This window comes from Jiangella alba (assembly GCF_900106035.1).
Lineage (GTDB): Bacteria > Actinomycetota > Actinomycetes > Jiangellales > Jiangellaceae > Jiangella > Jiangella alba.
On record NZ_FNUC01000004.1, the window covers coordinates 2502481 to 2521903 of the forward strand.

At 74.0% G+C, this 19423-nt stretch carries 16 protein-coding genes; 11 read left to right on the top strand and 5 right to left on the bottom strand.

What is annotated here, in order from left to right; translation table 11 throughout:
• Positions 1–4 precede the first annotated feature (4 nt).
• From BLV02_RS29585 to BLV02_RS29605, 5 genes are all read left to right on the top strand, one after another.
• Positions 5–1660: a peptide ABC transporter substrate-binding protein gene (locus tag BLV02_RS29585; RefSeq protein ID WP_171906869.1), complete on the top strand. Its 1656-nt coding sequence runs from the start codon at positions 5–7 to the stop codon at positions 1658–1660.
• 110 nt (positions 1661–1770) lie between these two features.
• Positions 1771–2697 (top strand): ABC transporter permease, encoded by a 927-nt coding sequence (locus BLV02_RS29590; protein ID WP_069114428.1) that lies wholly within the window; start codon positions 1771–1773, stop codon positions 2695–2697.
• Positions 2690–3616 (top strand): ABC transporter permease, encoded by a 927-nt coding sequence (locus BLV02_RS29595; protein ID WP_069114427.1) that lies wholly within the window; start codon positions 2690–2692, stop codon positions 3614–3616. Before BLV02_RS29590 ends, BLV02_RS29595 begins: the two co-directional genes overlap by 8 nt.
• A gap of 26 nt (positions 3617–3642) precedes the next feature.
• Positions 3643–4692 carry an ABC transporter ATP-binding protein gene (locus BLV02_RS29600; RefSeq protein WP_069114426.1) on the top strand — a complete coding sequence of 350 codons (1050 nt, stop codon included), beginning with the start codon at positions 3643–3645 and terminating at the stop codon, positions 4690–4692.
• Positions 4667–5695, top strand: coding sequence for an ABC transporter ATP-binding protein (locus BLV02_RS29605; protein WP_069114425.1), 1029 nt, complete (start codon positions 4667–4669; stop codon positions 5693–5695). The genes BLV02_RS29600 and BLV02_RS29605 overlap by 26 nt, the downstream gene beginning before the upstream one ends.
• A 133-nt stretch (positions 5696–5828) precedes the next feature.
• Here BLV02_RS29605 and BLV02_RS37835 read toward each other — a convergent pair whose 3' ends face one another.
• The gene (locus BLV02_RS37835) at positions 5829–5981 is read right to left on the bottom strand and encodes a hypothetical protein (protein ID WP_171906867.1); all 153 of its coding nucleotides are present in this window, start codon (positions 5979–5981) and stop codon (positions 5829–5831) included.
• Positions 5982–5999: 18 nt separating this feature from the next.
• Here BLV02_RS37835 and BLV02_RS29610 point away from each other — a divergent pair, with 18 nt between their 5' ends.
• Positions 6000–6737: a class I SAM-dependent methyltransferase gene (locus tag BLV02_RS29610; protein ID WP_245737789.1), complete on the top strand. Its 738-nt coding sequence runs from the start codon at positions 6000–6002 to the stop codon at positions 6735–6737.
• A 5-nt stretch (positions 6738–6742) separates the two neighbouring features.
• Here BLV02_RS29610 and BLV02_RS29615 read toward each other — a convergent pair whose 3' ends face one another.
• Complete coding sequence (locus BLV02_RS29615; protein WP_069114423.1) at positions 6743–8014, bottom strand: sigma-54-dependent transcriptional regulator family protein; 1272 nt, start codon at positions 8012–8014, stop codon at positions 6743–6745.
• Positions 8015–8133: 119 nt separating this feature from the next.
• Between BLV02_RS29615 and mshB the strand changes: the two genes are divergently transcribed.
• The 3 genes from mshB to BLV02_RS29630 all read left to right on the top strand — a co-directional run bounded on the left by mshB (position 8134) and on the right by BLV02_RS29630 (position 13617).
• Positions 8134–9048: an N-acetyl-1-D-myo-inositol-2-amino-2-deoxy-alpha-D-glucopyranoside deacetylase gene (gene mshB / locus BLV02_RS29620; RefSeq protein WP_069114422.1), complete on the top strand. Its 915-nt coding sequence runs from the start codon at positions 8134–8136 to the stop codon at positions 9046–9048.
• Positions 9045–9470 (top strand): DUF6113 family protein, encoded by a 426-nt coding sequence (locus BLV02_RS29625; RefSeq protein ID WP_069114421.1) that lies wholly within the window; start codon positions 9045–9047, stop codon positions 9468–9470. Before mshB ends, BLV02_RS29625 begins: the two co-directional genes overlap by 4 nt.
• A gap of 1147 nt (positions 9471–10617) precedes the next feature.
• Positions 10618–13617 carry a VanW family protein gene (locus BLV02_RS29630; RefSeq protein ID WP_069114420.1) on the top strand — a complete coding sequence of 1000 codons (3000 nt, stop codon included), beginning with the start codon at positions 10618–10620 and terminating at the stop codon, positions 13615–13617.
• Between the two features lie 19 nt (positions 13618–13636).
• Here the strand turns inward: BLV02_RS29630 and BLV02_RS29635 are convergent, their stop codons facing one another.
• The gene (locus BLV02_RS29635) at positions 13637–14620 is read right to left on the bottom strand and encodes a GNAT family N-acetyltransferase (protein WP_069114419.1); all 984 of its coding nucleotides are present in this window, start codon (positions 14618–14620) and stop codon (positions 13637–13639) included.
• Positions 14621–14733: 113 nt separating this feature from the next.
• On the opposite strand from BLV02_RS29635, the gene fdxA reads away from it, so the two are divergent.
• Positions 14734–15063: a ferredoxin gene (gene fdxA, locus BLV02_RS37325; RefSeq protein WP_069114418.1), complete on the top strand. Its 330-nt coding sequence runs from the start codon at positions 14734–14736 to the stop codon at positions 15061–15063.
• A 5-nt stretch (positions 15064–15068) separates the two neighbouring features.
• On the top strand, positions 15069–16163 hold the full coding sequence (gene dapC / locus BLV02_RS29645) for a succinyldiaminopimelate transaminase (RefSeq protein WP_216094539.1): 1095 nt from the start codon (positions 15069–15071) through the stop codon (positions 16161–16163).
• A 123-nt stretch (positions 16164–16286) separates the two neighbouring features.
• On the opposite strand, the gene BLV02_RS29650 is transcribed toward dapC, so the two are convergent.
• Positions 16287–17834 carry a hypothetical protein gene (locus BLV02_RS29650; protein WP_069114417.1) on the bottom strand — a complete coding sequence of 516 codons (1548 nt, stop codon included), beginning with the start codon at positions 17832–17834 and terminating at the stop codon, positions 16287–16289.
• Between the two features lie 12 nt (positions 17835–17846).
• Positions 17847–19415, bottom strand: a complete 1569-nt coding sequence (locus tag BLV02_RS29655; protein WP_171906866.1) for a gamma-glutamyltransferase family protein — start codon at positions 19413–19415, stop codon at positions 17847–17849.
• Positions 19416–19423 lie beyond the last annotated feature (8 nt).

The window sequence follows — 19423 nt, forward strand, 5'->3', positions numbered from 1 at the left end:
CGTGGTGGCGGCAGCCGTGGGCCTGACGCTCGTGCTCGCGGCCTGTGGCGGCGACGACGACAACGGCGACACCGGTTCCGGCAGCGAAGACACCGGTTCCAGCGATGGCCCCACCGGTTCGGTGTCCATCAACAGCACGCAGCCGGAGAACCCGCTGATCCCGACCACCACCAACGAGGTCGGCGGCGGCAACATCGTCGACGCGATGTGGACCGGCCTGGTCTCCTACGACCCCGACACCGCTGAGCCCGGGCTCGCCATGGCCGAGTCGATCGAGCCGAACGAGGACTTCACCGAGTTCACCATCACCATCAAGGACGACTGGACGTTCCACGACGGCACCCCTGTCACCGCGCAGAGCTACGTCGACGCGTGGAACTTCGGCGCCGCCGGCGCCAACGCGCAGCTGAACCAGTACTTCTTCGGCCCCGACGGCGCCAACATCGCCGGCTTCGACACGGTGGCCGGCCAGACCGACGACACCGGCGCGTTCGTCCCGGGCTCGGCCACCGCCGAGACGATGAGCGGCCTCGTGGTCGTCGACGACAAGACGTTCACCGTCACGCTCGGCTCGCCGAACTCGCTGTTCGAGACGATCATCGGCTACTCGGCGTTCTACCCGATGCCGGAGAGCTTCTTCACCGACCAGGCCGCCTTCATCGAGCACCCCGTCGGCAACGGCCCGTTCGAGTTCGTCGAGGAGGTCCCGAACACCTCGATCAACCTGAAGGCCTACGCCGACTACCAGGGCGACCCGAAGCCGCAGGTCGAGAACATCGAGTACCGCATCTACGCCGACCTCGACGCCGCCTACGCCGACGTCGTGGCCAACCAGCTCGACATCCTCGACAAGATCCCGCCGGTGGGTCTGGCCGGCGACGTCTGGAAGACCGACCTCGAGGGCCGCTCCGCCTCGGAGCCGCTCACGACCCGGTTCACCAGCATGACGTTCCCGCTGACGAACACCGAGGCCTGGGCCGACCCGAACCTGCGCAAGGCCATCTCGCTGGCCATCGACCGTGAGGCCGTCATCGCGGCCGCCTACGGCCCGGGCAACTACGTCCCGGCCAACAGCTGGGTCCCGCCGGGCAACGACGGCTACGTCGAGGGCACCTGCGGCGAGTGGTGCGAGTTCGACGCCGAGAAGGCGCAGGAGCTGTACGCGCAGACGGCCGGCATCCAGGGCACGCTGATGATCGCCAGCAACTCCGACGGTGGTCACCGCGAGTGGGTCGAGGCGGCCTGCACGTCCATCCGCGAGACGCTGGGCGTCGACTGCCAGGGCGACTACGACCCCGACTTCGGCTCGTTCCGCGGCCGGGTCAACGCCAACGAGATCACCAGCCCGTTCCGCACCGGCTGGGTGGCCGACTACCCGTCCATCCAGAACTTCCTGGCGCCGCTCTACACCGCCAACGGTTCGGCCAACGACGGTGGCTACAACAACCCCGAGTTCGACGCGCTGATCCAGCAGGCCGCCGGCCTGGAGGGTCAGGAGGCGCTCGACCTGTACAACCAGGCCGAGGAGCTGCTCGCCGAGGACATGGCGATCGTCCCGCTCTGGTACGACAACGGCCAGCGCGGCTGGTCCGAGAACGTCAACGAGCCGGGCTTCACCTGGAAGGGCTACGTCGACCCGCTGTCGATCTCGGTGAAGTAACCGATGCTCTAGGGTCGCAGCGGTCAGGTGCGGGGCGTCCATCTCGTCGCAAGTCGAGATGGACGCCCCGTACGCTGGCGCGAACCGCCTGCGAAGGGAAAGGTTGAGCCATGGGCCGGTACGTCACGCGGCGCCTGCTCCAGATGATCCCCGTGGTCATCGGCACGACGTTCATCATCTACGCCTTGGTCTGGGCGCTGCCGGGCGATCCGTTCGCCGGCCGCTGCGGCGCCCGGCCGTGTCCGCCCGCCTACGTCCAGGCGATGACGGACAAGTACAACCTCGACGACCCGCTGCCCATCGCGTACGTCAAGTACCTGGGCAACCTGCTGCAGGGGGACTTCGGCGAGACGTTCCAGGGCCTCTCCGTCGGTGAGGAACTGCTGCGGGCCTACCCGACCACGGTGAAGCTGGCCCTCGTCGCGATCGCCTTCGAGATCCTCATCGGCATCGGCGCCGGCATCCTGGCCGGCCTGCGGCGCGGCAGCTTCATCGACAACCTGGTGCTGGTCTCGACCCTGGTGGTCGTCTCGATCCCGGTCTTCGTCATCGGCTCGGTGCTGCAACTGTTCCTCGGGATGCGCTGGGGGATCTTCCCGGCCACCGTGGGCGGTGACGCGAGCCTGTACAACCTGCTGTTGCCAGGGTTCGTGCTCGCCTCACTCTCCCTGGCCTACGTCGCCCGGCTGACGCGGACGAGCCTCGCGGAGAACCGCCGCGCCGACTACGTCCGCACGGCGGTCGCGAAGGGCATGCCGCGGCGCCGGGTCATCGGCATCCACACCATGCGGAACTCGCTGATCCCGGTCATCACCTTCATCGGCGCCGACTTCGGCGCGCTGCTCGGCGGCGCCATCGTCACCGAGGGCATCTTCAACGTCCCCGGCGTGGGGAACCTCATCTTCCGCTCCATCACCACCAGGGACGGCGTCATGGTCACCGGCGCGGTGACCGTGCTGGTGCTCGTCTTCCTGCTGGTGAACCTGCTGGTCGATCTCATCTACGGCTGGCTCGACCCGAGGATCAGTCATGGCTGACCCCACACCGCCCGTCGTCGTCGAGGCCGAGGCGCCCGAGACGACGGAGACCACCGTCCGCACGCTCGGCCGCGACGCCTGGCACGATCTGGTCCGCAAGCCGACGTTCATCGTCTCGGCCGTGCTGTTCGTGTTCTTCGTGGTCATCGCCATCGTGCCGAGCCTGTTCACGTCGCTCACCCCGACCGACTGCGACCTCGCGCTGAGCCGTCAGGGCCCCAGCAGCGCGGCCTGGTTCGGCTACGACAACAACGGCTGCGACGTGTACACGCACACCATCTACGGCGCCCGCGCCTCGATCATGGTGGGCGTGCTGACGGCGCTCGGCGTGCTGATCATCGGCGGCATCGCCGGCACCGTGGCCGGGTTCTACGGCAAGGCCACCGACACCGTCGTGTCCCGGCTCGGCGACATCTTCTTCGGCATCCCGCTGCTGCTCGGCGCCCTGATCGTGCTGGTCTCGTTCCCGGGCAACGCCGAGACGCCGGAGCTGGTCACGATCTCCAAGGTCGTGCTGGCGCTGGCCGTGCTGGGCTGGCCGCAGATCATGCGCATCACCCGCTCGTCGGTGCTGCAGGTGCGCTCGGCCGACTACGTCCAGGCGGCCCGCGCGCTCGGCGCCGGCGGCACCCGGATGATCCTCAAGCACGTCGTGCCGAACTCGATCGCGCCGGTCATCGTCGTCGCGACCATCGCCATCGGCGGGTACATCGCCGCCGAGGCCACGCTGTCGTTCCTCGGCGTCGGCCTGCAGCCGCCGGTGGTCTCGTGGGGGCTGGCCATCAGCCGGGCCCAGGACTACGTCCGCACGTCGCCGCATATGCTGTTGTTCCCAGCGTCAGCGCTGTCGTTGTGTGTGCTGGCCTTCATCATGCTCGGTGATGCCATCCGCGACGCACTCGATCCGAAGCTGCGTTGAGCGACATCACAGGAGGAGGGCGTCGAGTGGCGACCACGCAAGCCGGCATCGCGCCGCGGCCTGACCGGGCCGGGCTGACCCCGTTGCTGGAGGTCGAGGATCTCCGGGTCGAGTTCCGCACCCGCGACGGCGTCGCCAAGGCCGTCAACGGCGTGTCCTACACGCTGCACGAGGGTGAGACGCTGGCGGTGCTGGGCGAGTCCGGCTCCGGCAAGAGCGTCACGGCGCAGGCCATCATGGGCATCCTCGACAGCCCGCCCGGGTTCGTCACCGGCGGCTCGGTGCGCTTCCGTGGTCAGGACCTCCTGGCGCTGCCCGACGACGAGCGGCGCGCCTACCGCGGCCGCAGCATCTCGATGATCTTCCAGGACGCGCTGTCCGCGCTGAACCCGGTGTTCCCGGTCGGCTGGCAGATCGCCGAGATGTTCCGCGTCCACGAGGGCCTGTCGAAGAAGGACGCCCGCAAGCGCGCCATCGAGTTGATGGAGCAGGTGCACATCCCGGCCGCCCGCGAGCGGGCCGGCGACTACCCGCACCAGTTCTCCGGCGGCATGCGCCAGCGCATCATGATCGCCATGGCCATCGCGCTCGACCCCGACGTCCTCATCGCCGACGAGCCCACCACGGCGCTCGACGTCACCGTCCAGGCGCAGATCATGCAGTTGCTCGCCGACCTCCAGCGCGAGCGGAACATGGGCCTCATCCTCATCACCCACGACCTCGGCGTCGTCGCCGACGTCGCGGACAAGATCGAGGTCATGTACTCCGGGCGCATCATGGAGCAGGCGCCGGTGCACGACATCTACGCGTCGCCGGCCCACCCGTACACCAAGGGGCTGCTCGAGTCGATCCCGCGGGTCGACCTCAAGGGCCAGGAGCTCTCGGCGATCAAGGGGCTGCCGCCGAACCTCACGAACATCCCGGCCGGCTGCGAGTTCCGGCCGCGCTGCCCCTACGCGCGAGACATCTGCAAGGAGCAGCGGCCGGCACTGGCCGAGGTCGTTCCCGGCCGGTTCAGCGCGTGCCACTTCGCACAGGAGGTGCTCGAGGGTGACATCGAATCCGCCCAGCAGTGACGTCGTCCTCGAGGTCGACAACCTCGTCAAGCACTTCCCGCTGACCACCGGCGTCGTGGTCAAGCGCCAGGTCGGCGCCGTGCAGGCCGTCGACGGCGTCTCGCTGCAGCTGCACAAGGGCGAGACCCTCGGCATCGTCGGCGAGTCCGGCAGCGGCAAGTCGACGCTGGCCAAGCTGCTCATGCGGCTGGAAGAGCCCAGCAGCGGCAAGGCCTACTTCCACGGCCAGAACATCTACGACCTGCAGGGCAAGGCGCTGCGCGAGCTGCGCCGGAACATCCAGATCGTGTTCCAGGACCCCTACTCGTCGCTGAACCCGCGCATGACCGTCGGCGACATCATCGGCGAGCCGTTCGACATCCACCCCGAGGCCGCGCCGCGCGGCCAGCGGCGCAAGCAGGTCCAGGAGCTGCTCGACGTCGTCGGGCTCAACCCCGAGCACATCAACCGCTACCCGCACCAGTTCTCCGGCGGCCAGCGCCAGCGCATCGGCATCGCCCGCGGGCTGGCGCTGCGGCCCGAGATCATCATCTGCGACGAGCCGGTGTCCGCGCTGGACGTGTCCGTCCAGGCGCAGGTCATCAACCTGCTCGAGAAGCTGCAGGACGAGTTCGGGCTGTCGTACATCTTCATCGCCCACGACCTCTCCGTCGTCCGGCACATCGCCGACCGCGTGGCCGTCATGTACCTCGGCCGCATCGTCGAGACCGGCAGCGACGCCCAGATCTACGAGAAGCCGACGCACCCGTACACCCAGGCGCTGCTGTCCGCCGTTCCCGTTCCCGACCCGTCGGTGCGCGGCCAGCGGCAGCAGATCATCCTCAGCGGCGACGTCCCCAGCCCGGCCAACCCGCCCAGCGGCTGCCGGTTCCGGACCCGCTGCTGGAAGGCCACGGACAAGTGCGCCCAGGAAGACCCGGAGCTGACGGTGCGGCCCGGCAGCGACCACGAGTCGGCCTGCCACTACGCCGCCGTCCGCGAAGACGTCGTCGTCCAGCACTGAGGGGCTGAACAGGGCGGTCGCGCTCGCAACGCGACTGCAACGTGTCGTCGCCTACCCTCGTGTCACGACCGGGCGGGCCGCCCATAAACCCAGCCCGCCCATCGCCCGCCCGGTCGAACTCCTTATGGCGCTCCTACGAGCCCGGCTGGTCCAGGGCGCCCGCCCGGTCGAACTCCTTGCAGCGTCCACCGGAGCCCGGCTGATCCAGGGCGCCCGCCCGGTCGAACTCCTTGCAGTGCCGCGGGTCGAGAGGGGCGACGTCGTGGATCAGGGCGACCAGCGACATCACGCCAGGTCGTTCGGCGTGGCGGCGGCCGCGTACGCCGAACACCGTCCCGACTACGCCGAGGCCGCGGTGCGCTGGGCGCTCGCACCCGCGCCCGGCCGGCGGGTGCTCGACCTCGGCGCCGGAACCGGCAAGCTGACCGCCACCCTCGTCGCGCTGGGCGTCGACGTCGTGGCGGTCGAGCCCGACCCGGCCATGGTGACCGAACTGCGCCGCGCGCTCCCCGGTGTCCGGGCCCTGACGGGCAGCGCCGAGGCGATCCCGCTGCCGGACGGCTCCGTCGATGCCGTGCTGGCCGGCAACGCCATGCACTGGTTCGACCTGGCGGTCGCCGGCCCCGAGATCGCCAGGGTGCTCGCGCCCGGCGGCGTGCTGGCCGGCCTGTGGAACCTCATGGACGACGACGTCGAGTGGGTCGCCGGGCTCGCACGGGTCGCCGGGAGCGCGGCCGTCGGCCCGCGCGACACGCCCGCGGCCTGGCGCGCCGCGACGGCCGGCCTGCACCTGCCGAAGACCGGCGCGACGGCCCGGTTCGGCTCGCCGGAGCAGGCCGAGTTCTCGCACGGGCAGCGTCGCACCGCCGACTCCCTCGTCGCGACCATCGCCACCCGCGCGGGGATGCTGGTGATGCCGGAACCGGAGCGAGCGGCGACGCTGGGCCGCATCGGTGCCTTCCTCGCCGAGACGCCGGCGACGGCTCACGGCGTGTTCACCCTGCCGATGCGGACCGGCGTGCTGCGCGTCCGCCGGCGGTGACGGCGTCAGCCGGTGTGGCCGAGCTCGCCGTCGAGGCCGTCCAGGACGGCGGCGGCCTCCGCGCGCTGCGGCGAGCCGGGCGCGAGACCGTCCAGGCAGGCCCGCCAGATCTGCGCGTCGTCGCGGCCGGACGGCGACATCGCGTAGCGCCGCAGCGCCTCGCCGTCGCCCGACTGCAGCAGCACGTTGCGCAGCCAGCCGTGCAGCCGGTAGCGCAGCGCCACGACCCCCGGCGCGGCCGACCGCGGCAGCAGGTCGCCGCGGTACAGCTCGACGGCGCCGCGGTGGTCGCCGCGGGTCAGGCGGTCGGCGACGTCCATGGCGTCGGTGCGCAGCTGCGTGCGCAGGCGGTACTGACCGGCCGGTGACAGCAGGTCGGGGACGGCCTTGCGCAGCCGCGACATCTCCGCGCGGACGGTGACCTCGGCGGCGTCGTGCTCGTACAGCTGCCAGGCCAGCTCGCTGGCGGGCAGGCCGTCGGGCTGGTCGGCGAGCAGGAGCAGCAGCTCGGTGTGGCGCAGGCTCAGTTCGAGGTTCCGGCCCAGGTGCACGAGCAGCCCGCGCGGGCGGCCGAGCACCTCCAGGCGGCTGCCGGGCGTGGCCGTCAGCGCGCCCCCGAGCAGCCGCAGCTCGGCCTCGACCGCCGCCACGGCGGAGCGGACCAGGAACGCCGACTGCGGCGTCACCACCGACGCGCCGCCGGTGATGTCGAGGACGCCGATGATGTGCCCGGTGCGAGGGTCGCGGATGGGCGCGGCGGTGCAACTCCACGGCTGGACGGTGCGGGCGAAGTGCTCGCTGCCGAAGACCTGTACGGTGTCGCCGACCGCCAGCGCCGTGCCGATGGCGTTGGTGCCCATGGCGTCCTCGCACCAGTCGGCGCCGGCCTGCAGGTGCATGCGCTCGGCCCGCCGGCGCAGGTCGTCGTCGCCTTCGGCCCACAGGATGCGGCCACGCGCGTCGCCGACGATGACCAGCACGCCCGCGTCGGCGGCGTCGTCGACCAGCAGCCGGCGCACCACCGGCATGGCGTGCCGCAGCGGGTGGGTGGCGCGGGCCTCCGCCAGCGCGTCGTCGACCAGCGTCATGGGGGAGTCGCGGCGGTCGGGGTCGACGTGCAGGGCGGCGGAGCGGCGCCACGACTCAAGGACGACCGGCCGGACCTCGTCGTCGCCGGAGGGATCGGACCGCAGGAAGCTCTCGTGTGCCCGGGCCGTGAGCCGCCAGCGGCTGGCCGGGTCGACGCCGTTCGGGAGCGCGAGCTGGAGGCTGGGCACGTCACTCCTCCTGGGGAGGTGGTCCGCGGGACACGCCTAGAGTAGGCCGTCCGGGCGGCGGCGGTTGGCCGAACCCCGGCGATCGGCCGGCTGTCGGACCCCCTGCATAGGCTGGGTGCATGCCCGTCGACCTACCCGACCGCCGGCTGCTGCTGGTGCACGCCCACCCCGACGACGAGTCCATCGGCACCGGCGCCACCATGGCGCGCTACGCCGCCGAGGGCGCCCACGTCACGCTCGTCACCTGCACACAGGGCGAGCAGGGCGAGATCGTGCTGCCCGAGCTGGCGCACCTCGCGCCCGAGCACGACGACACGCTCGGGCCGCACCGCGCCGGCGAGCTGGCCGACGCCATGGCGCAGCTGAAGGTCGCCGACCACCGGTTCCTGGGTGGTCCGGGCCGGTACCGCGACTCCGGCATGGTGTGGGGCGCCGACGGCCGCCGCGCCGTGGCGCCCGACCAGCTCGACCCCCGCTCGTTCTGGGCTGCCGACCTCCGCGAGGCGGCCGACCACCTCGTCGCCGTCATCCGCGAGATCCGCCCGCAGGTGCTGGTCACCTACGACGAACACGGTGGCTACGGCCACCCCGACCACATCCAGGCGCACCGCGTCGCCACCTATGCGCGCGACCTCGCCGCCGTCCGCTCCTACCGCCCCGACCTCGGCGCCGCCTGGGACGTCGCGAAGCTGTACTGGACGGCCACGCCGCGGCAGGTGCTGCAGGAGGCGCTCACGGCGCTGCGCGAGCGCGGCGACGCGGGCTTCGAGAACATCGCCTCGGCCGACGACTTCGGCTACGTGGTCGACCTCGCCGACGTCGACGCCGTCATCGACGGCACCGGCCACCTCGACGCCAAGATGGCGGCCATGCGGGCGCACGCCACCCAGATCGACGTCCACTGGCCGTATTTCACGCTGTCAGACAACGTCGGGCAGCCCATCTGGGCGCAGGAGTACTTCCGGCTGGCGCACGGCCGCCGCGGCCCGGCGCCGGAGTTCGAGACCGACCTCTTCGCCGGCGTCGTCCCGTGACCGTCGCGCCCGGTGCGGCGCCGTCCGTGCGGCCGTCGGCGCCGCCCGGACGCCCGTCGCGGTGGGCGCGCGTGCTGTCCACGCTCGCCGTCGCCGGGCTCGGGGCGGTCGCGGTCGTCGTGGCCGTCGCCGGGGCGTTCGTGCACCGGTGGCAGAACCCGGCCGGCATCCTGCTCGCCGTCCTCGGGGCCGTCTCGCTGGCGGTGCTGGTGCGGGCGTGCGCGCGCAGCCGGGCGGGCATCGCGGTGGTGGCGGCGCTGTGGCTCGGCCCGGTCCTGTGGCTGGCCCAGACGCCGCCGGGCGAAGACCGCGTCATCCTCGGCGACGAAGCCGGCCTGGTGTTCCTGTTCGGCGGCACCACGGCGTATGCCATTGCGCTGGGTCTCGGCGTCGGGGCGAGATCGACTCGACCATTGACGTAAGATGCGCGAGGCAAGCCCTGACTACTGACGAATTGCGCATATTCAAACCGATAGGTGCCCTAGCGTGACCGACAACCCATCTGGCCGGGGCGGCGCCGCGGCCGGTTCCACCGACCGTGGCGACGACGCCGGCGTCGAGACCGGCCTGCCCGCCGACGGGTCGGCGGCGACGTCTTCCGCAGACCCTACCGGGCCGGCCGGAAACGCATCCGCGGACCCTACGGCTGAGACGAACGGCACATCCGGCCGCCCTGCCGCGGACGACGGACGCTCCGGCGCTGCGGGCGGCGGCGGTGCTGCGCGCGCTTCGGGCGCTGGCGGCGCCTCGGGCGCTGGCGGTGCCTCGGGCGCTGGCGGTGCTGCGGGCGCCCCGGGCGCTTCGGGCGGCGGCGCGCCGGCGAGGCGCACGACCATCGCCGCCTCGGCGGCGGTGCTCGCGGAGAAGCGGGCGGCCAAGGCGCGCGCGGCGGCGGAGGCCAAGGCCGCGGCGGAGGCGGCGGCTCGGGCCGAGGCGGACGCCCGCCCGGCCGCTGGTACGCCTGGGGCCAGTGGGTCCACTGGGGCTGCTGGGTCTGCCGCCAGCCCGCGCGTGGTCGATGCCCGGCCGAGTACCTCCCGCCCCACCGGCAACGGCCACCCCTCCCCGCACAGCGACCGGCCCGCCACCGATGGTCGGCGACCTGATGACGCCCGCAGCCAGGCGGCCACTGACGGTGGGCGGCCGGGCGACGTTCGCGGCCCGTCGGCCACCGACGGCCGGCCCACTGGCGACGACCGCCTCGCGCGCCGGCCCGGCCCGGCTCCGTCGGGCAACGCTGCGGCCCGCCCGTCCGACGTGGCGGGCGCTGGTGACCGTGGCGCGGCACGCCCGGCGAACGGTGCGGGTTCGGGCCCGGCACGTCCGGCCGGCGCGGCTGCGGCGGGGGACGGTGCGGTCCGTCCGTCCGACGTGGCGGGCGCTGGTGACCGTCGTGCGCCACGCCCCTCCGACGTCGCGGCGGCACGTTCGGCCGACCCGGCCCGGGGCGCCGAGAACGCACGTCAACCCGAGCAGCCGCCGTCCCGTGGCGCCCAGGATGCGCGCGGACCGGAGCAGGCACAGTCGCGGCAGGCGACGCCGGATGCTGCCGCGTCGCGTGGGGCCGCTGTGAGCCGCGGGCACGACGAAGCGCGCCCGGAGCAGGACGACGAGCAGCAGGGGCTGCCCACCCGGCAGCGCCCGACCTCCGCCCCGCTGGGCGCAGCGTCGCCGCAGCCGTCGATGCTGCCGCCGATCCAGAAGGAGGCCCGCGCCGCCGGCGCCATGCAGGCGCGTCCGGCCGCCGACGAAGCACGGTTCGCCGCCACGGCGCAGGCGTTCAGCGGCGCCCAGGCCGCCCGGGCCCGCGCCCGCGCCGCCGAGCAGGCCGAGTCCACCGCCGGCCCCGACCCGGCCGACCAGCGCGACAGCGCGCCGGCGAAGGGGACGGCGGCGCAGCGTCCGGCGCCTGGCCGCTCGAACGTCAAGGACCGCGACCGCAGCGGCCGGCCCCCGGTCGACCCGCGCCTGTCCGGTCCCGTGCCGACGGCCGCCGAGTCCGCCGACGGCAACGGCCAGCGTTACGAGGAGCCCCGCGTCGTCCAGGACGTGATGGCCGCCCGCGCCGCCGCTGCCGCCGGCAACGACGGCAAGCCGGCCGACGGGACCGCCGAGGCGAAGCCCGGCGCCGCCCAGAGCGGCCCCGCCGCCGCCAAGGCCGGCCCCGCCGCCCAGAGCGGCCCCGCCGTGACGCAGGACGGCGCCAGCGGCACCCAGGAGGGCGCCAACGCCGCGCAGAACGGCCCGAGCGCCACCCCGGACGGCCCCGATGCCGCCCGGAAGACCGCCGCCGCCGCCAGCGCCGCCGGCGCCGCGGGCGCCGCCGGCGCCGCGGGCGCCGCGGGCGCCGCCAGCGCCGCGCAGAGCGGGTCCGGCGCCGCCGAGAACGGTCCTGACGCCGGGCAGCAGAGCGGCGCCCAGAACGGACCCGACGCGCAGCACGAGCCGGACCCGGCGCAGAGCGGTCCCGACGCTCCGGCAGCGGAGGACGAGGCGCCGCAGCCGACGCGCCCGCGCCCGGAGCCCGGCACCCGCGCGGCCGGCATCTACACCTCGGGCCGCGCCCCGGCCGAGGAACCGACCCAGGAGTTCGGCGCGGTCGACGCGGCGGCGACGGCAGCCGCAGCACCCGCAGCCGACCCCGACACCGTCACCCAGGAGACCGGTCCGGGCGACGCCGGCCGGTCGTCGCGGCGTCAGCAGCAGCGTTCCTTCGGGCAGGCCGCCACCGCGGCCGCGCTGCTCGACTCCAAGCGCGGCGGCGACGGCGGCGGCGAGGGCGACGACCCCACCGGCGACGACGGCGAGGGCGGCGGCCGCAGCCGGGTGAAGCTGGCCGCGCTGGTCGTGGCCGGCGTGGTCGTGGTGCTCGGCATCGGCTACGGCATCGCGTACGCGGTGGCCGGCGACTCGCTGGCCCGTGGCGCGACGGTCGCGGGCATCGACGTCGGCGGCATGACGCCGGAGGAGGCCGAGGAGGCGCTCAACGCGCAGCTGCCCGAGCTCGTCGACCAGCCGTTCCACCTGACCATCGGCGAGGAGGAGACGTCGTTCGAGGTCGTCCCGTCGGCGGCCGGCCTGACGGTCGACGTGCCGGCGACGATCGACGCGGTGCCGGGCGGCAGCGCGAACCCGCTGTCGCTGTTCCAGGCGCTGCTCGGCGGCGGCGAGACCACCCCGGTCGCGGCCGTCGACCGCGCGACGCTGGAGGCGGCGCTGACGGAGATCGCGGCGCAGGCCGACATCGAGCCGGTGAACGGCGCCGTCGCGTTCGACGGCGGCGAGGTCGTCACCAGCGACCCGCAGGTGGGCCGCGCGGTCAACCTCGACGCCACCATCGAGCGGCTCGAGGGCGCGTTCTTCGGCGACGAGTCCACGCTGCCGATCGGCGACGTCCAGCTGGCCATCGACGAGGTCGCGCCGGCGGTCAGCGCCGACGAGGTGCAGCGGGCGGTCGCCGAGTTCGCCGAGCCGGCGATGTCGGCGCCCGTGACGGTCGTCGCGGGGGAAGAGAGCGTCGAGCTGCCGCCGGACCTCGTCGGGCAGGCGCTCACCATGGCGCCCGACGACGCCGGCACGCTGCAGCCCGCGCTCGACGGCGCCAAGCTGACGGAGGTCGCCCGCGACCAGTTGGCCGAGGTGGGCCAGGAGGGCCGCGACGCCACCATCACGATCGACGGCGGCGAGCCGGTCGTCGTCCCGGCCGAGCGGGGCATGGGCATCGCGCCCGAGACGCTGAGCGCGGCGCTGCTGCCGGTGCTGACGGCCGAGGGCGACGCGCGGCAGGCCGCGGTCGAGCTGTCCGAGGTCGACCCGGAGCTGACGACCGCCGCCGCCGAGGAGCTGGGCGTCACCGAGGTGGTCGCGGAGTTCACGACGCGCTTCCCGCACGCCGACTACCGCAACGTCAACATCGGCACCGCGGCCGAGCGCATCGACAACACGCTGCTGCTGCCGGGCGACGAGTTCAGCCTCAACGGCATCGTCGGCGAGCGCACCGAGGCCAACGGCTTCACCGCCGGCACCATCATCAACGGCGGCCGGCTCGAGGAGTCGCTCGGCGGCGGCGTCTCCCAGGTGGCGACGACGACGTTCCACGCGGCCTTCCTGGCCGGCCTGGAGGACGTCGAGCACTGGCCGCACTCGATCTACTTCGACCGCTACCCGATCGGCCAGGAGGCCACGGTCGCCTGGGGCTCGAAGGACATGCGGTTCAAGAACGACACCCCGTACGGCGTCGTCGTCGACACGAGCTTCACGCCCAGCCGGTCCGGCAGTCAGGGCACGCTGAACGTGAAGATCTGGAGCACCGAGTACTTCCGGGTCGAGACCTCGGTCTCCGGCCGCTCCAACCACACGTCGCCGCAGACCATCTACGACACGTCGGGCAACTGCTCCGCGCAGGGCGGCAGCCAGGGCTTCGACATCACGTCGTATCGCCAGGTCTGGGATCCCGACGGCACGCTCGTCAAGGACGAGGCCGACCCGTGGACCTACAACCCGAACCACCGGGTCATCTGCGGCCCGGACCCCGGCGAGGGTGACGGCGAGGGCGGCGGCGAGGACTGACGCGCGGCCACTGCCGCCCCTAGCGCAGCCGGCGGTAGTGGTACGCGTGGTGGTCGGCGAAACCGGCCTTGCGGTACGTCGCGCGGGCCGGCGCGTTCGGCTCGGCGACCTGCAGGTACACGTCGGTGGCGCCGAGCCGGCCGGCCCATGCCGCCAGCCCGGCGACGATGTGCCCGCCCAGGCCGCGCCGCCGGGCCTCGGGCGCGACCTCGACCGCCGTGACGCCGAGCCAGCGCCGCCCGCTCGGGGCGTCGCTGACGGCGCCGCGCGCGATCGCCAGGCGCGCGCCGTCGTCGTCGTCCACCGACGCGAACCCCACGGAGTCGGCGTTGACGAGGACGGAGACGGCGTGCGCGGGCAGCTCGCCGCCCCGGTAGTGGTAGCCGGCCAGCCAGGCGTCGTCGGGGCGGTCGTCGACGCGGACCGGCGGCAGCCCGGCCCGCTCCGAGCCGCGCACCACCGGCACCGGCGCCACCATGACGAACGTGCGGTCCTCCAGGGCCGGCCAGCCGCGCGCGTCCAGCACCGGCCCGAGCGCCCGGCCGAGCGGCTCCGGGACCTGGAACGCCGGCGCCAGCCCGCGGGCCCGGTACCAGTCCTCGACCTGCGCGACGGCGTCGGCCAGCGGCCGCCCGGGGTCGCCCAGCGGCAGGCAGGAGTTGGCCCGCCCGGTGAACCCGCCGGAAGCCCGCAGCAGCCACCCGTCCCGCCACTCGGTCTCCAGCGCCCGCCAGCCGAGCAGCGCGGCCGCTTCGAGGTCGCGGACGTCGCGGCGGGTCACCGTCAGCTCCGGGATCTCCTTCACGGCGACGACGTCCGCCGCCGGCACCGTGACGACGTCGCCGCCGCGCGACGGCCGCACGCGCAGCTCGTCGTCGGTGCGCGACAGGAGCACGCCGAGCACGTCCGTGGCGCCGAACTCGTCGCCGTGTAGGCGGTACCGAATCACGACACGCCGTCCGACCAGGGCAGACGTGTTCTGATTCGTACTGGGCTGTCTCATAGGCTGACCTTGGTGCACGATGGAATCCGGGCACCCGCGATACTAGGGCTGAGAACGACAGACCGGCCGCACCGGTGGGCACCGAAGCGGCTTGCGATAGGGAGGACACCGCCGTGACGTACGTCATCGCGCAGCCTTGCGTCGACCTCAAGGACCTCGCTTGCGTCGAGGAGTGTCCGGTCGACTGCATCTACGAGGGCGAGCGGATGCTCTACATCCACCCGGATGAGTGCGTCGACTGCGGTGCGTGCGAACCGGTCTGCCCGGTCGAGGCGATCTTCTACGAGGACGACGTCCCCGGCGAGTGGAAGAGCTACTACACCGCCAACGTCGAGTTCTTCGACGACCTCGGCTCCCCGGGCGGCGCGGCCAAGCTGGGCGCCATCCCCAAGGACCACGCGCTGATCGCCGCACTGCCGCCGCAGGAGCACGAGGAGTCCTGAGCCCGGTGCCACAGCGTCTCCAGCTGCCCGACTTCCCCTGGGACGCGCTGGTCCCGTACGGCGAGCGGGCGGCCGCACACCCCGACGGCATCGTCGACCTCTCGGTCGGCACGCCGGTCGATCCCACGCCCGAGGTCGTCCGCCGCGCGCTCGCCGCGGCGGCGGACGCACCTGGGTACCCGACGACGCTGGGTACGCCCGCGCTGCGCGAGGCGGCGGTGCGCTGGCTCGGCCGGCGGGCGGGCGCGCAGGGCCTCGACCCCGGCGCCGTCATCCCGGCCATCGGCTCGAAGGAGCTGGTGGCGTGGCTGCCGACGCTGCTCGGGCTGGGCCCCGGCGACACCGTCGTGTTCCCGGAACTGGCCTACCCGACGTACGACATCGGCGCCCGGCTGGCCGGGGCCGACCCCGTCGCCAGCGACTCCGTCACCGCACTCGGCCCGCGCCGGGTCGCGCTGATCTGGGTGAACTCGCCGGCCAACCCGCACGGCCGGGTGCTGCCGGCGGCGCACCTCGCCAAGGTGGTCGACTGGGCCCGCGAGCGCGGCGCCGTCGTCGCGTCCGACGAGTGCTACCTCGAACTGGGCTGGGAGGAGCGGCCGGTCTCCATCCTCGACCCGGCCGTCAACGGCGGCTCGCTCGACGGCCTGCTGGCCGTGCACTCGCTGTCGAAGCGGTCCAACCTGGCCGGCTACCGCGCCGGCTTCATGGCCGGCGACCCCGCGCTGGTGCGTCAGGTGCTCGCGGTGCGCAAGCACGCCGGGTTCATGGTGCCGACGCCCGTCCAGGCGGCCATGGTCGCCGCCCTCGACGACGACGCCCACGTCGACGAGCAGCGCGAACGCTACGCGCGGCGACGCGACCTGCTGCGCTCGGCGCTGGTCGAGGCCGGGTTCCGCATCGACCACTCGACCGCCGGCCTGTACCTGTGGGCCACCCGCGACGAACCGTGCTGGGACACCGTCGGCTGGCTGGCCGATCGCGGCATCCTCGCCGCTCCGGGCGCGTTCTACGGCCCCGCCGGCGGCTCGCACGTTCGCATCGCGCTGACCGCCACGGATGAGCGGGTCGACGCCGCCGCCAAGCGCCTCGCGGCGTGACCAGCGCCGTCGGGCACCTGCCATAGCGGCCGTGCGCCTTTGCAATGAGCACCACTACGCACCGGTGCGTATCGGTGCTCATTGCAAAGGGAGCCGGACAGGCGCAGCAGAGGTGGGCCCGGATCAGCTGACGGCGGCGGCCGCGGCCTGGGCGTCCGGGCCGATGCCCAGCGCCACCTCGGAGCCGGAGCACGACACGACCGCCGACTGGTCGGTCCCGGTGAACACGGTGCGCCCGCCCTCGTCGGCGGCCTGCGCGTCGGGGAACGCGGCCGCGTAGAAGTCGGTGACGGTGTCGCACAGCGGCGTGCCGCCGTCGTCGCCGCGGTCGGCGAGCACCAGTGCGAGCGCGGTGGCGTCGCCGTCGCCCCAGACGGTGACCTCGCCGCCGGCCCAGGCCGCGACCAGGTCCTTCGGGTCGGGCAGCGCGGCGTCCTCGTCGTCGCCGGGCGCTTCGAGCAGGAACAGCAGGTCGGCGGCGCCGAAGGTGTCCATGCGCAGCTGCTGCCAGTCGCCGCCCGGCCCGGCCGGGTCGCGGACGTCGACGGCGGCCTCACCGCCGCGGTAGCGGTCCGGGAACAGCACCTGGGCGGTGGTCGCCGGCAGCGTCGAGTACGTCGCGTCGACCGCCTCCCAGCCGCCGTCGAGGAAGACGTCGCAGGTGAAGGTCAGGCCCTCGACGTACGGGAACTCCAGCTGGCGGGCGATGAAGTGCGGCAGCGCGTCGAGGTCGGCGGTGGTCTGGCCGGAGGTCTCCTGCAGCGCGAGCAGCTGTTCGAGCGGCAGGTGCTGGCCGACGAACTGCTGGCTGTACAGCGACGCGTCGCCCTCGATGGCGTTGAGCGCGGCGTACGCGGCGTCGGACCCGGACTCCGTGGCGATGGCCTCCTGGTCGGGCAGCCCCATGGCGGCGTCGGCCTGCGCGTGCACCAGCTCGTGCGCCGTGATCAGCGCGCCCAGGCCGTCCATCTCCTCCGAGCCGATGACCAGCTGCTGCGTCTCGGGGTCGTAGAACCCGCCGACCCCGGCGTCGAGGGCGTCGAGCTGCGCCTGCGCGAGATCGGTACCCGGCTCGACGGCGCCCAGCGCGGCCAGCAGCCGGGAGTCGACGGCGGCCCGCTCGGGGTCGAGCTCTTCCTGGGTCAGCTCGACCGCCCGCCGCTGCACCTCGTCGAGACCGACGAACTCGATGTCGACGTCGTCGCCGGCGGGCAGCCCGCGCTCCTCCTCGACCAGCTGCGCGATGGCCGCGACCTGCGTCTCGACGTCGGCGTCGGGGATGGAGTCCGAACCGCCGAGGCCCAGGCCGCCGGAGCCGAGGCACTGCAGCAGGATCGGGTCGACGTCGCCCATGCCGAGGTCGCCGAGGTCGCCGCCGAGCAGTTCGTCCAGCCCGCCCTCGCCGAGGAGGTCGCCGAGGCCGCCCTCGCCCAGCAGGTCCTCCAGCCCGCCCAGGCCGGACGACGCCTCGTCCTGCGCCGCGGCCAGCTCTTCGCGGGCGGCGTCGCGCTCGGACCGGGCGTCGTCGACCCGGCGGTCCATGACGATGTACGTGACGCCGGCCAGCACCAGCCCGACGGCGAGCGCCAGCGCGGTGGCGACCTGCCAGACGGCGGTACGCGAGGAGCCGGACGGTGGCGGGGGCGGAGGCGGCGGCGTGGGGTCGCTCATGATCCCTCTAACCTAAGCCGTCGCGACCGCCGTCGTGGCGACGCGGGGATCTCGGGCGGACAGCCGCCAGCCGGCGTCGTCGACCTGGACGAGCGAGACCGGGCCCCAGCCGGGCTGCGGGCCGTCGACCGGGACCACCTCGTGCCCGCGCTTGCGCAGTCCGTCGACGATGCGGGCGGGGACGTCGGGCTCGATGCGCACCCGCGACCCGGACGGCGCCGGCGCGCCGGTGCCGCCCACCGGCGGCTCGATGGTCCACCTCGGCCGCGCCTGCGCCTCGTCCGGGTCGAGCCCGGCGCCCAGTACGAACGCGGCGATCTGCTGCACGAGCTGCGGCTGCACGTGGCCGCCGCGGGTGCCCAGCACCATCGCCAGCCGGTCGCCGCGGGTCCACAGCGTCGGCGCCAGCGTGTGCAGCGGCCGCCGGCCCGGCGCCAGCTCGCCCGGATGCCCCTCGATCAGCGAGAACCCGCGGCCGCGGTCCTGCAGCAGGAACCCGGCCGCGCCGGCGCCGACGAGCGATCCGATGCCGTGGAAGTTGGACTGGATGAGCGAGACGCCCATGCCCTCGCCGTCGACGACGCACAGGTAGGCGGTGCCGCCGGCGGCCAGCGCGGGGGCGTGCCGATCGCGGGCAGCGACGGGGTCGACGGACGCGGCGACGGCGTCGAGCCGGGCGGGGTCGAGCAGGCGGCCGAGCGGCACCGGGACCCGGCCGGGGTCGACGGTGACGTCGTCGCGCTCGGCGGCCAGCGCCCGCTGCGCCTCGATCTGCAGGTGCCACGCCTGCGGGTCGGCGGGGTCGTCGGCCCAGCCGAGGCGCTCCAGCACGGCGCAGCCCCCGACGCCGAGGTAGCCCTGCGAGTTGGGCGGGACGGTCCAGCCGGTGGCGCCCCACACGTCGGCGGACAGCGGCTCGACCCAGTCGGCCTGGACACGGCGGAGGTCGTCGGGGGTGATGACGCCGCCGGTGGCGGCGCTGACGGCCCGGCCGGGCGCGCCCTCGTAGAACGCGGCGCGCCCGTCGCCGGCGACCAGCCGCAGCGTCGCGGCCAGCTGGTCGCGTACGACGGCGGACCCGCGGCGGGCCGCGAGCATCGGCCGTGCCGCCTCGACGCCGGCCAGCTCCGCCGCGCCGGCCCGGAACGCCGCGACCAGCTCGTCGCTGGCCGGGAAGCCCTCCTCGGCCAGCCGGACGGCCGGCGCCAGCACGTCGGCCAGCGCCAGCCGGCCCAGCCGCGACGACAGCGTGACCCAGCCGTCGACGCAGCCCGGCACCGGAACGGCGGCCGGATGGTCGCGCGGGATCTCGCTCAGCCCGGCGGCCCGCAGCGCCGCGGCGTCGACACCTGACCCGGCCCGGCCGGACGCGTTCAGCGCCAGCGGCGTGGTGTCGCCGGGACGGTGCACCAGCGCGAACAGGTCGCCCCCGACGCCGCAGGTCTCGGGCGCCACGACGCCCTGCACGGCACACGCGGCGATGGCGGCGTCGACGGCGTTGCCGCCCGCCTGCAGGATCTGGACGCCGGCGCGCGTGCTCAACGTGTGTGGAGTGGCGACGACCCCGCCCGTCTTGCTCACGACCCTGA

Coding starts and splice junctions, on each gene's coding strand:
- BLV02_RS29590 (WP_069114428.1), top strand. CDS start 1,771: ATGGGCCGGTACGTCACGCGGCGCCTGCTCCAGATGATCCCCGTGGTC.
- BLV02_RS37835 (WP_171906867.1), bottom strand. CDS start 5,981: ATGTCGCTGGTCGCCCTGATCCACGACGTCGCCCCTCTCGACCCGCGG.
- BLV02_RS29650 (WP_069114417.1), bottom strand. CDS start 17,834: ATGAGCGACCCCACGCCGCCGCCTCCGCCCCCGCCACCGTCCGGCTCC.
- BLV02_RS29595 (WP_069114427.1), top strand. CDS start 2,690: ATGGCTGACCCCACACCGCCCGTCGTCGTCGAGGCCGAGGCGCCCGAG.
- BLV02_RS29635 (WP_069114419.1), bottom strand. CDS start 14,620: ATGAGACAGCCCAGTACGAATCAGAACACGTCTGCCCTGGTCGGACGG.
- mshB (WP_069114422.1), top strand. CDS start 8,134: ATGCCCGTCGACCTACCCGACCGCCGGCTGCTGCTGGTGCACGCCCAC.